Source organism: Arthrobacter sp. YN (genome assembly GCF_002224285.1).
In the GTDB taxonomy this organism is placed as follows: domain Bacteria; phylum Actinomycetota; class Actinomycetes; order Actinomycetales; family Micrococcaceae; genus Arthrobacter.
This window is the reverse complement of the sequence record NZ_CP022436.1, coordinates 4,170,385-4,182,805: the sequence shown is the minus strand read 5'-3', so window position 1 is coordinate 4,182,805 and position 12,421 is coordinate 4,170,385. Positions and strand designations below refer to the sequence as shown.

Sequence of the window (12,421 nt, the reverse complement as noted above, 5' to 3'; positions counted from 1 at the left end):
GGGAGCCCAAATAAGGTCCCAAATCGGACTCAATCCAACGGCAGCGTGACCCTCACACTGGTGCCCCGCCCAAGTGCAGAGTCGATGTCTACTGTCCCGCCGGCGTCGTGCACTGCGATGGACATCAGCAGCAGGCCGAAACCGTGCCGCCGGCCGCTGGGCGAGGCGTGGATTTCAAAACCGGCGCCGTCGTCCGTGATGGTCAGCTGGATGCCGTGGTAGACGGCGTTGAGGCGGACGGTGAGCTGGCTGGCATCGGCGTAATTGAGGGTGTTGCTGAAGGTCTCCTGCGCCACGTGATAGAGGAGGGCGGCGGCCTTCGACGAGATCTCGATGCCGTGATGCGGGGTGTGCCAGTGCACGGTGACGCCGGTGCGGCGGAGCGGCGCGGCGAGCCGGTCGATGCATCCAGCGACGCCCAGCGCGTAGAAATCCACGGGGTGTTGGTCCTGGATGATGCCTTTGACGGCAACTACCTCGCTGAGTGATGATGACTGCTCCATTGCGTCCCCCACATCGATGTCTTTCATACTTGAGATTCGTTGCCGAAACCCCTCGGTATTGGTGTTCCGACTGATTCCAGCGTGGCGCCGCTATATCAAGGAACCTTTTCGTTTGGCTCAAGTTCGCATCAAGTTTGTGGGGGAGGCTTGCGGTGGCGGCCGCCATTTCTACGGAGCGAGGCTACGCGGGAGGTTTGCCCAACATATGCGTGGGCTCTGAAGGTTCAGAAGTGGCGACGATTGGCCTCCCTGGCTGCTTCCTCGATGCGGTACCGGTGGGCTGCCCATTCCTCGGAGTTGCGGCTCGGGATGTTGGGATCCCCAGGCCTCTGACCCGCGGAGCCGTCGATGAGCTCGCGAATGATGTCTGCGTGTCCCGCATGCCTGGCGGTTTCCACGCACATATGGACCAGGATCTGGTGGAGCGTGACGTTCTTCTTCTCCTCAGACCACCATGGCACAACGCCCGGCGCATCCAAGGGAAGGGACTCAATGGTTTCGTCGCTGTGCTTCGCGGAAAAATGGTGCAGTTCCAGGATCTCTTCCCGGCTCTCAGTTGCAGGGACCCACATATCGGAATCCGGTTCGGCGTCCTCCGCCAGCCACGGCATCTCCTTGCCGCTGGGCCGCCCGAATGTCACCCCGAAGTAGTCCAGCTCCACGCTGGCCACGTGCTTCACCAAGCCCAGCAAGTTGGTGCCGGTAGGGGTCAAGGGCCGCCTGGCGTCGTACTCGCTGAGGTTCTCCACCTTGCCGAGCAAGTCCGCCCTCCGGAGCCGCAAATAGCCGAGCAACATCGCTTTGTCATCCATGGGGAGCACTCTACCCAAGGCCCTTCGCGCTGGGGCAGGGGCCGCGGGCTCGGGCTCGACGGGGATCGAGCTTCACCTCGGGCTTCACCTCGAGCTTCACCTCGAGCTTCACCGAGTTGGTGGGAACCGTGCCGGATCGCCGGAACGTTCCGGCGATGTGGCAGCCTTCCCGGGAGCCGTGCACGTTTCCCGCGACTTGGCAGGGCAGCCGACAGCTACGACGCCGGTGCTACCTTGTGCTTTGTCGATGACCCAGGAGGGCCTGACTTTTGGCATGGGCAAATAGCGGACGCCCTTGTCGTGGCACAAGAACAAATGCCACAGTGAACCATGGCCACAGAAGACGATATCCGGCGCATCTGCCTGGGCATGCCCGGTGTAAGTGAGCGTCCCAGTTGGGGACAGCCCGCATGGTTCGCCAAGACGCTCATGGCCCGCATCTGGGAAGAAGGCGTGGGCACCGTCAAAACCGATGAACGCGAAGCGCTCGCAGCCATGGAACCTGACACCTTCTTCTGGACCCCACATCACGACCAATCCCCGCAACTCATGCTGATCAGGCTCGAGCGAATCGGCACGGACGAGTTGGATGAGCTGCTGCAGGAGTCGTACCGAATCGCCGGCGGCCCAGGCAAACCCAACTGAGTAACAGCAAACGTCCCATTGAGCGCTCAGTAGAACATGTGCTGTTACCCAGTTGGGTGCGGACGCGCAGGTTAGACTCGGCGGCATGGGGGAACGCAACATATCCGGGGAACAGAACACGCCGCAGCCTGCACGCAGACTGGCTGCCGTCGTCGTGCCTTTGCTGGGACTGATCGCGGTGATCGCCGGGGTAGTGGTGGCGTGGAGCAACTTGGAAACGAACGTCGGCTGGTTTGCCTACGCGCCACTCAGCAACGAGGTGTTCGTGGGGGACAACGGCTCCTTCGTGAGTAAAGGGACCCAGCTCGGATTGGCCGTGGCAGGCGTTGGCCTGCTGGTCCTCGCATTCTGGGCGGGACTCGCCATAGGCCGCCGCGGAAGCCACCCAGAGCGCTGAGTTCGCCGCAGAAACGCGAAATCGCCGGAAAGCTCCAGGCGAACTGGCAGCGTTCCGGCGATCTCGGGACAAGCGGGGCAAAGACTAGGTGAGCTTCACCTGGCGGTTCATGTCCTTGTACAGCAGGTAACGGAACTCGCCAGGGCCACCGGCGTAGCAAGCCTGCGGGCAGAACGCGCGCAGCCACATGAAGTCGCCAGCCTCCACCTCAACCCAGTCGTTGTTCAGCAGGTACATGGCCTTGCCCTCAAGCACGTACAGGCCGTGCTCCATGACGTGGGTCTCCGGGAAGGGGATCACACCGCCGGGCTGGAAAGTGACGATGTTGACCTGCATGTCGTGGGCGAGGTCGCTGGAGTCCGTGAAGCGCGTGGTCTTCCAGACGTCGTCGGTGTCCGGCATGGAGGTGGGCTCCACGTCCTTCTCGTTGGTGACGAAGGACTTGGCTTCGAAACCTTCGAGCCGCTCGTAGGCCTTGCGGATCCAGTGGAAGGACACGATGTCGTCGGACACGTTCTCCAGGCCCCACTCTGAACCGGCGGCGAGGTAGGCGTAGCCGCCCTCTTCAAGGTGGTGCAGCTCGCCGTCGAGGGTCAGGTTGACCTGGCCCTTGGTGACGAAGATGACGCCTTCAACGCCGGACTCGAACTCGGCCTTGGGAGCCCCGCCGCCCGGTGCGATCTCCACGATCAGCTGGGAGAACGTGGTGGCGAAACCGGAGATCGGCCGTGCGATGATCCACGACCGCGTGTTGGAGAAGCCCGGCAGGTTGCTGGTGACGATGTCCGTCATGACGCCCTTGGGGATCACCGTGTACGCCTCGGTGACGATGGCCCGCTCGGTGGTCAGTTGCGTCTGCGGCGGCAGGCCGCCCTGCGGGTAATAGTACTTGCCCATGCGAAATGCTCCTATCAGTGCGAAGTTGGTTGTGCGAGCCGCGGGTGCGCCAGTGCGGTCAGCTGTGAAAGTTCGACGCCGGCAAGCGCCTTGACCTCGTCGGTCGCCACTGCGCCGCACTGGACGCCGCGGAGGACGAAGCCGGCAAGGGCACGGGCCGTGGCGGGCTCGTCCATGACGCCGCCTTCGGTGCGCTCAACATAGTTGCGGAGGCGCAGTGCCGCTGCGGGCAGGCCTTCGCGGTAGAAAGCGTACGACGCCGAGAAACGGCTGGGGAGTTGGGCTGCGTGCAGGTCCCACCCCTGGTAGTAGCCGTTTTCCAGGGAACGACGGACCAGCCGGCCGTGCAGCTTCCACGCATCTTCCACGCCGTCGCCGACCGGGATGATGTTGGTGGAGCCGTCGGAAAGGCGGATGCCCGTGCCGGCGACTGCGAGCTGCATGACTTCCTTGGCGAAGTCGGCCACCGGGTGTTCCATGGATTGGTATTCCGCGGAGATACCCAGCGAAGCGCTGTAGTCGTAGGTCCCGTAGTGCAGGGAGCTGATACGGCCCGGAACAACGTGGGGGAGCTGGGCCACAGGCGAGGTTCCGTCAGCGCCAATGATGAGCTGCGGTGTTTCCACCTGCACCTCAAAGCGGAGCCGGCCGGCAGGAAGCCCGTGGACTTCCTCAAGGCGGGTCACCGCGTAGTCCATCGCCTGCACCTGGGCCACCGTGGTGACCTTGGGCAGGGTGAGGATCAGTCCAGCGGGGAGTTCGCCGGCCTCAGCCAACGTGGAGACGAACAAGTCCAACGTCTTCAGGCCGCGTGCCCTGGTGGGGGCTTCGAAGCACTTGAAGCGGATGCCGATGAACGGCGGAGCTGTCCCGGCCGCAACGGCAGTGGCAACAGCCTTGGCGGCAGCAACGGCGTCGGCGTCTTCTGCCTCATCGCCGCGGTCGCCGTAGCCGTCTTCGAAGTCCAGACGGAGGTCCTCGATCGGCTCAGCGGAAAGCTTCGCAGCCACACGCTCTGCGACAGCGGCAGCCAGGTGAGACTCTTGGCCCAGCAACTGACCCAGCTTTTCCAGGCCGCCGTGGGCTTCCGCCGTCGCCAGCGCCTGGGCGCCCCATTCTGCCGCAAGGGAAGGAGTGAAGCGGTCGGCCGGGATGTAGACGGTGTGGATGGGCTGGCGTGAGCCGTCGTCACCGGGGTAGTTGCGGTCCAGCAGCTGGTCCGTCGCGGCAAGCTGCGACTCGATGTGGGCCAGATCAGAGGAAGAGAATGAGCCCATCTCAGCCCACCAGCTCGTACGCGGGAGTGGTGAGGAAGTCTGTGTAATCGTCGGACAAACAGATGTCCTCGATCAGCTTGGACGCGGGCTCGTAGTACGCCTTGAAGTTCTCGTCACCGAACTCGATGCGCAGGCGCTCGGTTTCTTCGCCCAGGATGCGGCTGACGAGCTCGCGGGTCACGGTGTTGCCCGTGTCCGCGAGAACGGACTTGTTGCGGATCTGCTGCCACACCTGCGAGCGGGAGATCTCCGCAGTTGCGGCATCTTCCATGAGGTTGTGGATGGCAACGGCGCCGCTGCCGGAGATCCAGACGCCCGTGTAGGCGACGGCGACGTACAGGTTCAGCCGCAGGCCGGCTTCCGTGACGGTGCCGCCGGCGGAGGCGACGTCGATCAGCTGCTCGGCCGTGACGCTCACCTCGGGACGCTGCTTGTCCAGTTGGTTGGGACGGTCGCCTAGGACGGAGTCGAAGACTTCGCGGCAGGTGGAGACCAGATCCGGGTGGGCAACCCAGGAGCCGTCGAAGCCATCGTTCGCTTCGCGGGTCTTGTCGGCGCGGACCTTGTCGAAGGCTGCGGCGGTGACGTCGGGCTGCTTGCGGTTGGGGATGACCGCGGCCATGCCACCCATGGCGAAGGCGCCGCGCTTGTGGCAGGTCTTGACCAGGAGTTCGGTGTAGGCCCGCATGAACGGTGCCGTCATGGCCACGGTGGCGCGGTCCGGGAGGACGAACTCTTCGCCGGCATCACGGAAGTACTTGATGATGCTGAAGAGGTAATCCCAGCGGCCGGCATTCAAGCCCGAGGCGTGATCGCGCAGTTCGTAGAGGATCTCGTCCATCTCGAACGCAGCCGGGATGGTCTCGATGAGCACGGTGGCGCGGACGCTGCCCTGCGGGATGCCGAGGAAGTCCTGTGCGAACACGAAGACGTCGTTCCAGAGGCGTGCCTCAAGGTGGCTCTCCATCTTGGGCAGGTAGTAGTACGGGCCGTGTCCGTTGAGGAGCAGCTGCTTGGCGATGTGGAAGAAGTGCAGGCCGAAGTCCACCAACGCACCCACGGCGGGTTCGCCGTCGATCAGCAGGTGGCGTTCTTCCATGTGCCAGCCGCGGGGGCGGGCCACCACCACAGCGAGCGGAGCGTCCGTGCGGAGACGGTATTCCTTGCCCTCGGGCGAAGTGAAGCTCAGGGTTCCCTGGGCAGCATCGCGGAGGTTCAGGATGGCGTCAATGACGTTGGGCCACGTGGGAGTGCTGGCATCTTCAAGATCAGCCAGCCACACCTTGGCGCCGGAGTTCAGGGCATTGATGGCCATCTTGGCCGGGGTTGCCGGGCCGGTCATTTCGACCCGGCGGTCCTGCAAAGCTGCCGGTGCCTCAGCGACCTTCCAGTCGCCGTCGCGGATGTCCTGGGTCTCCGGGAGGAAGTCCAGGCGACTGGTGTCCGCAACCTTCTGGCGCTTGACGCCGCGTGCTTCCAGGAGCTCATTGCGGGTGCCGGCGAAGCGCTTGTGCAGTTCCTCGATGAAGGCCAGGGCCTTGGGGGTGAGGATTTCCTCGGCGCGATCGATCGGCCGGGGATCGGTGACTGTGATAGCCATGTGAGCGGATTCCTTTTTCTAGAGTGCGCTGGCGGCGTTGGCGTGCGCAGCATTGGCTACGGCGGTCGCTACATCGGCGGCAACATGGGGATCGAAGACGCTGGGGATAATGTAACTCGCGTTGAGCTCATCGTCAGCTACCCGGTTGGCAATTGCCTCGGCGGCGGCCACCAGCATGTTCGGCGTGATGTCCGATGCTCCGGCGTCCAGCAGGCCCCGGAAGAAGCCCGGGAAGGCCAGCACGTTGTTGATCTGGTTCGGGAAGTCGCTGCGGCCGGTGGCAACCACGGCTGCGTGCTTGGACGCAACAACGGGGTCGATCTCCGGCGTCGGGTTGGCCATGGCGAAAACAATCGCGTCCTCGGCCATGGAAGCAACCTGCTCTTCGCCGATCACGTGTGGGGCACTGACGCCGATGAAGACGTCCGCTCCCTTGAGAGCGTCGTGGAGGGTTCCGGAGAAGCCTTCTTCGTTGGTGTTCGCGGCAATCCAGCTGCGGTGCTCGTCGTCGTACTTCTCGCCCGAATGGATGGCGCCCGAGCGGCCGGCGGCGATGATGTGCTGCGCGCCCTGGGCCTTGAGGAGCTGGATGATGGCCGAGCCGGCAGCGCCGACGCCCGAAACCACGATCTTCACTTCGGAGAGCTTCTTGTCCACCACGCGGAGGGCGTTGACCAAGGCAGCGAGCGTGACGATCGCGGTGCCGTGCTGGTCATCGTGGAAGACCGGGATGTCGAGTTCTTCCCGGAGGCGGTTCTCGATCTCGAAGCAGCGCGGTGCGGCGATGTCTTCGAGGTTGATGCCGCCGTAAACGGGGGCCATGGCTTTGGCGATCATGATGATTTCTTCGGTGTCCTGGGTGTCCAGGCAGACCGGCCAGGCGTCAACGTTGGCGAACTGCTTGAACAGTGCAGCCTTGCCTTCCATCACGGGAAGGGCAGCGGCGGGGCCGATGTTGCCCAGGCCCAGCACGGCTGAACCGTCGGTGAGGACGGCGATGGTGTTGCGCTTGACGGTCAGGTTGCGGGCTGCGGCTGGGTCTTCGGCGATAGCCATGCAGACACGCGCGACGCCGGGAGTGTAGGCGCGTGAAAGATCGTCACGGTTGCGCAGGGCTACCTTGGGGACGACCTCCAGCTTGCCACCGAGGTGCATGAGGAAGGTGCGGTCCGAGACGTGCTGGACGGTGACGCCGTCGAGTGCGTTCAGGGCGTCCTTGACGCGGGCTGCGTGGTCGTCGTCGGTGGTGTTGCAAGTGACGTCAACAACGATCGTCTCGTGGTGGGATTCCGTGACGTCCAGCGCGGTGATTGCTGCACCGGCTGCGCCGACGGCTGCTGCCAGTTCGCTGGTAGCGGTGAAGCTCGACGGTGCGGCGACGCGCAGGGTGATCGAGTTTCCGGGGCTCGGATTCGCCATTGAAATTCCTCCTGTAAGGCCCGTTCCCGGGCCGCCGTTCCAAACTGAATGTTTTCGTATTATGGATATTATTATCTACAAAGTGGAAACACAACCCCTTGCCTGGTCATGTTCGGTGTCGTCGCGCAGGTGCGCGCTGTGCTGTATGTTGGGTGTTCTAAGCAATTCTTTTCACGATGCGGATAAGAGTTGTCGGAATCTGAGTCATGGGAGACAAGGGAATGGCTGAAAAAGCCTCCGGAGGCGTGCAGTCCGTTGAGCGCGTCTTTGAACTGCTGGAACTGATCACGGACGCGGGCGGCGACGTCACGCTCAGCGAACTCTCGTCGTCCACCGACCTGCCCTTGCCCACCATCCACCGCCTGCTCCGCACGCTGGTGTCCCTGGGCTACATCCGCCAGCTCCCCAACCGCCGTTATGCCCTGGGCCCGCGGCTCATCCGGCTCGGCGAAGGTGCCAGCAAGCAGCTTGGCGCCGTGGCCCGTCCGCAACTGAAGACCCTCGTGGAACGCCTCGGCGAGACCTCCAACATGGCCGTCCTGGATTCCGACATGGTCATCTACGTGGCCCAGGTCCCGTCCATGCACTCCATGCGCATGTTCACCGAAGTTGGCCGCCGCGCCCACACGCACGATACCGGCGTGGGTAAAGCCATCCTCGCCCAGCTGGATGACGAGGTGGTCCGCGGCATCGTGGCCCGCACCGGCATGCCCACTCCCACGGCCAAGAGCATCGGCGACATCGACTCCCTGCTCGCGGACCTGGCGTTGATCCGTGAGCGTGGATACTCCATAGACGAGGAAGAGCAGGAGCTCGGCGTCCGTTGCTTCGCCATGGCCGTGCCGAATGCGCCCACGCCCACGGCGATCTCGGTTTCCGGGCCGATCACCCGTGTGGACCAGAGCTTCGCCGACCGCGCCGTGCCCATGCTGCGCGAGGCTGCCATGGCGATCTCCGCGGAGCTGAACCAGAACTAGGCCTTACCCCCCCGCACACGCCGAGTTGGCACTTAATGCCCATGTTTTCCAAAAACATGGGCATTATCTGTCAGCTCGGCGTTGGTTGTGAGCGGGTGGCCTTCTTCAGCATGGAGTTCACCACGATCGGGTGCACCGGGCGCACGACGCTGAAGTACAGCTTCCCGCGCCATCCTTTAAGTACGACGGCGGTAGTCACCCTGATCAGTCGGCCCACCGGATCGACCCCGACGGCGGCCGCGAAGTCCAAGTGCTTGTCCCGGACAAAGATCAGGGCTTCTTCGCCGGACTGCTCGCTGACCTTGAACGTGTCCTGCGGGGCCTTGGGAACGCCGATTAAAGGGACCAGTGCCTGGCGCAAACCCATCGCCGCAGCAACACAGCGGGGCATGGACTCCAGGGAAAACAGCCGCTCTGCCCATTCCGTGGGGTCCGTGCCGGCCCCTTCCGGAAGGACAGCCAGGCAGACATCCGCGTAGTCCGGCGTTGGGATCTCGCGGAAGGCCAATGAGTGGAAGCAGGGAGCCTGTTCGGTCATGGCCCGATCCTACGGCGCTCCGCGTGGGAAGTGGGTGCCTGCGGTGGCGAGGGCGCCGCGTGGGCGGGTGCCGGCGTCGTACATTCTGTTCCTGTCCGCTTTCCGCGCGAGGCGACAAAAGGCGGCAGTGTCCCCCAAGGAAACACTGCCGCCTGCTGTTGTTTGCGCGGTTGAAAGCTAGTGCTCCGACGCGCTGGAGGTCTTGAGCGGGACTTCCTTGCCGTCGGCGTCGATGAGCTTGCCGTTTTCGAAGCGGTCGCCTTCGCTGAGGCACTTGATGTCCTCTTCGCTGACAATCCGGTCAGTACCGGCGACGAACACCGACTGGTTGTCTGAGTTGCCGGCTTTGAAGTGGTTGAAGAGGATGTTCAGCAGGATGGCCATGACGGCTGCCGAGCTGATGCCGGAGTGGAAGATCGTGGAGAACCAGGACGGGAACGCGTCGTAGAAGGACGGTGCGGCGATGGGGATCATACCGAAGCCGATGGATGCCGCCACGATGATCAGGTTCATGTTGTTCTTGTACTCGACCTTGGCCAGGGTGCGGATACCGCTGGCTGCCACCGTACCGAACAGCACCACTCCGGCGCCGCCCAGGACGGGCGTCGGAACCGCTGCGACAACGCGGCCCAGGATCGGCAGGAGGCCGAGGATCACCAGGATAAGGCCGCCGGCGCTGACCACGAAGCGGCTCTTGATGCCCGTGATGGCCACCAGTCCCACGTTCTGGGCGAAAGCGCTCTGCGTGAAGGAGTTGAAGAGCGGGGAGATGGCGCTGGAGAGCATGTCTGCGCGAAGGCCGTCGCCGATGCGGCGGGAGTCCACCTTGGTGTCCACGATCTCGCCCACTGCGATGATGTCGGCCGAGGTCTCCGTCAGGGTGACCAGGATGACGATGAGCATGGAGATGATGGCGGCGATTTCAAAGGTCGGAGCGCCGAAAGCGAACGGTGTGGGGAATGCGACGATGTCGCCCTGGCCAACCTTGGAGAAGTCGGCCATGCCTGCCACGAACGCGATGATGGTGCCGATGACCATGGCCAGCAGGATCGAAAGGCGGGAGATGGCTGCGTTGCCAACCTTGCTCAGGAGGAGGACGACACCCATGGTTGCTGCTGCGAGTCCAATGTTGGCCATGCTGCCGTAGTTGTCGGCCTTGGCGTTGCCGCCCATGGCCCAGTTTGCGGCAACCGGCATCAGCGTCAGGCCGATGGTGGTGATCACTGTGCCTGTGACCACTGGCGGGAAGAACTTGATGATCTTGGAGAACAGGGGAGTGATCGCCAAGCCAATCAGCGACGCCACAATGACCGAGCCGAACACGGCCTGGATCCCGCCACCGCCTTGGACGATCGCCACCATGGTGGAAACGCCTGCGAAGGAAACCCCCTGCACCAGCGGCAACTGCGAACCGAACCACGGGATGCCCACAGTCTGGAGGATGGTGGCCAGGCCGCCAACGAACAAACAGGCGGCGATGAGCAGGCCGATGTCCTGCGAGGACATGCCGGCGGCTGCACCGATGATGAGCGGCGGGGCAATGATTCCGCCGTACATGGTGAGGACGTGCTGGAAGCCGTAAGCGAAGGTGCTGCCAATTGACAGGCGCTTGTCCTCGGGGCGTTCCGGCTGATGCTTCCGCGAAGAGGTGGTATTCGCGGGGCGGGACTTCTTTTTGATGTTCATGGCAGACTTTCTGGGTTCATGGCAGACGTCTTCGTCTGGCTAACTGTGTCTGGCTAACAAAATCTTGGGGTTTTGGGGTTGGGTTCGTGTGCAGGTCCGGCCTGACGGGGGCGCCGTTGGGGGACCTGCACACAAATCCGTGGATGGTGCGGTTTTAGTGGTTTGGTGCGGGTTTTAGCAGAAGCCGGCGATGCCGCTCCAGGCAACCGGTGCAGCGGCAATGTTCTCGCGCTGGACCGTGGCTTCGATGAGGCCGTACGGGCGGTCGGCCGCGAAGAAGACCTCGTTGGGGTTGTCCAGGCCGAACGGGCTCAGGTCAACCAGGAAGTGGTGCTTGTTGGGCATGGAGAACTTGATTTCGTCCACTTCGCTGTGTGCTTCCAGGACCTTCTTGCCCATGTCGAACAGCGTCTGCTGCAGGGCGTGGGAGTAGTTCTCGGTGAAGCCTTCCAGCAGGAGTGCCTTGATGTCCTCGTAGCTCTTGTTGAAGTCCGTGCCGGCGAAGTCCAGGTTGGTGTTGTAGCGCCAGCGGGCGGATACATCGGTAGCCAGGATGCGGTCGGTGGTTTCCGGCAGGGTGGTGTACTTGTCGCGCGGGTAGCCGACAAAGCCGGACTGCGTGGTCTTCAGGACGGTCAGGTCCTTGAGGCCGGAAATAAGGTGCGTGGTTGCGCCATCACGGACGACGACGGCGGTACGCACCTCTTGTCCGTTGCGGACGAAGCTGTGGTCGTGTCCCTCGCCGTGGGCCTGGATGCGATCCCAGCTGTAGGCTTCGGCTTCCCAGCGTCCGCCGCTAACCCAGTCGAACCCGCCGGTGAAGTGGTCTGCAAGGCGCAGGAGGAATGACTCGGGGGAGCCGATGCCTTCACGAGCGAACGCGTAGACAGTGTTCTTCTGGGTGTCGGTGGCGACGACGTGGCCGTTGTCGCCCTCGAGGTGCGCGGCCTGGAAGTCGCCGCGCAGCTGCGAGGTGACGTTCAGGTCTTCGATGTGGTGGCGGTCCGTATCCCGAGTGACTTTGACGACGCGGACTTCTGCTTTGCCGTACTGGTTTTCGCCGAGGACGATGTTGTTGCTCATGGTCATATCCCAACTTCTGTGAGGTGGAACCTACGTTCCATCAATGAAATTAAGCGCGTGTTTCCACCGCGTTTCTGGTGGAGCCGACCCAACAAAAAAGAGCCGACATCCATTGATGCCAGCTCATTACGACCCTGCCTGCTGCTCTCAGGTTACGTGACCTACGCCACGAACTCATTCGAGAGTAGCGCATGATTTCGGCTTGTGTATATGGGTTCCGAAGGATCGTTATGAACCATCCAAATGTGACCGGGGCAACTCGCGTGACGTTGTTGGGGGTCTTGACGCGTTGTTTCCCGGCTGCCTACACTTTCCACATAACAATAAAAGTTTTCCGAAGAGCGGAAACTGCATGCATGAGAAAGAGGAGGAACAGATGGACTCGAAGGATACGAACAACGTCGTGGAATTCCCGGCGCCCGGTCAGGAGCTGTACCTGCCCTTCGGTGCAACAGATCCGGACTTCTACATTCCGGCCGACTGTGACCGCAAGGCTGGCGGGTTCTCCCGTTGGCTGCGCGCACTCCCGGTGTTCGGCCGGCAGCGCCCCTGAGACCCTGCATCTTCGGGGCGCGGACTCTGCGCAA

General features: G+C 63.1%; 13 protein-coding genes. 4 read left to right on the top strand and 9 right to left on the bottom strand.

The features are described from left to right. Positions 1-29: 29 nt before the first annotated feature. Both CGK93_RS19135 and CGK93_RS19130 read right to left on the bottom strand, forming a co-directional pair. The gene (locus CGK93_RS19135) at positions 30-530 is read right to left on the bottom strand and encodes a sensor histidine kinase (RefSeq protein ID WP_232481403.1); all 501 of its coding nucleotides are present in this window, start codon (positions 528-530) and stop codon (positions 30-32) included. 197 nt (positions 531-727) lie between these two features. Beyond that, positions 728-1,315 carry a DinB family protein gene (locus CGK93_RS19130; RefSeq protein ID WP_089596177.1) on the bottom strand — a complete coding sequence of 196 codons (588 nt, stop codon included), beginning with the start codon at positions 1,313-1,315 and terminating at the stop codon, positions 728-730. A gap of 330 nt (positions 1,316-1,645) precedes the next feature. Here CGK93_RS19130 and CGK93_RS19120 point away from each other — a divergent pair, with 330 nt between their 5' ends. Together CGK93_RS19120 and CGK93_RS19115 are read left to right on the top strand one after the other, a co-directional pair. After that, on the top strand, positions 1,646-1,960 hold the full coding sequence (locus CGK93_RS19120) for an MmcQ/YjbR family DNA-binding protein (RefSeq protein ID WP_089596175.1): 315 nt from the start codon (positions 1,646-1,648) through the stop codon (positions 1,958-1,960). 85 nt (positions 1,961-2,045) lie between these two features. After that, positions 2,046-2,357, top strand: coding sequence for a hypothetical protein (locus CGK93_RS19115; RefSeq protein WP_089596174.1), 312 nt, complete (start codon positions 2,046-2,048; stop codon positions 2,355-2,357). Positions 2,358-2,441: 84 nt separating this feature from the next. Here CGK93_RS19115 and CGK93_RS19110 read toward each other — a convergent pair whose 3' ends face one another. The 4 genes from CGK93_RS19110 to CGK93_RS19095 are packed head-to-tail and all read right to left on the bottom strand — an operon-like array spanning position 2,442 to position 7,550. Continuing rightward, entirely contained in the window at positions 2,442-3,254 is an 813-nt protein-coding gene (locus CGK93_RS19110; protein ID WP_089596173.1) for a bifunctional allantoicase/(S)-ureidoglycine aminohydrolase, read from the bottom strand. Positions 3,255-3,268: 14 nt separating this feature from the next. Next, positions 3,269-4,531 (bottom strand): DUF6986 family protein, encoded by a 1,263-nt coding sequence (locus CGK93_RS19105; RefSeq protein WP_089596172.1) that lies wholly within the window; start codon positions 4,529-4,531, stop codon positions 3,269-3,271. Position 4,532: 1 nt separating this feature from the next. Then, positions 4,533-6,131 carry a malate synthase A gene (aceB, locus tag CGK93_RS19100; protein WP_089596171.1) on the bottom strand — a complete coding sequence of 533 codons (1,599 nt, stop codon included), beginning with the start codon at positions 6,129-6,131 and terminating at the stop codon, positions 4,533-4,535. 18 nt (positions 6,132-6,149) lie between these two features. Then, a complete protein-coding gene (locus CGK93_RS19095) occupies positions 6,150-7,550 on the bottom strand; it encodes an NAD-dependent malic enzyme (RefSeq protein WP_089596170.1) in 1,401 nt (466 codons plus the stop codon). A 221-nt stretch (positions 7,551-7,771) separates the two neighbouring features. Between CGK93_RS19095 and CGK93_RS19090 the strand changes: the two genes are divergently transcribed. Continuing rightward, entirely contained in the window at positions 7,772-8,527 is a 756-nt protein-coding gene (locus CGK93_RS19090) for an IclR family transcriptional regulator (RefSeq protein WP_026546905.1), read from the top strand. Positions 8,528-8,597: 70 nt separating this feature from the next. Here CGK93_RS19090 and CGK93_RS19085 read toward each other — a convergent pair whose 3' ends face one another. The 3 genes from CGK93_RS19085 to pucL form a co-directional block, all read right to left on the bottom strand. Then, the gene (locus CGK93_RS19085) at positions 8,598-9,065 is read right to left on the bottom strand and encodes a DUF2867 domain-containing protein (protein WP_089596169.1); all 468 of its coding nucleotides are present in this window, start codon (positions 9,063-9,065) and stop codon (positions 8,598-8,600) included. Positions 9,066-9,242: 177 nt separating this feature from the next. Continuing rightward, positions 9,243-10,751 carry a nucleobase:cation symporter-2 family protein gene (locus CGK93_RS19080; RefSeq protein WP_089596168.1) on the bottom strand — a complete coding sequence of 503 codons (1,509 nt, stop codon included), beginning with the start codon at positions 10,749-10,751 and terminating at the stop codon, positions 9,243-9,245. Between the two features lie 174 nt (positions 10,752-10,925). Then, positions 10,926-11,840, bottom strand: coding sequence for a factor-independent urate hydroxylase (gene pucL, locus CGK93_RS19075; protein WP_198318268.1), 915 nt, complete (start codon positions 11,838-11,840; stop codon positions 10,926-10,928). Between the two features lie 370 nt (positions 11,841-12,210). Between pucL and CGK93_RS23880 the strand changes: the two genes are divergently transcribed. Then, positions 12,211-12,387: a hypothetical protein gene (locus CGK93_RS23880; RefSeq protein ID WP_014922716.1), complete on the top strand. Its 177-nt coding sequence runs from the start codon at positions 12,211-12,213 to the stop codon at positions 12,385-12,387. Positions 12,388-12,421: the final 34 nt, after the last annotated feature.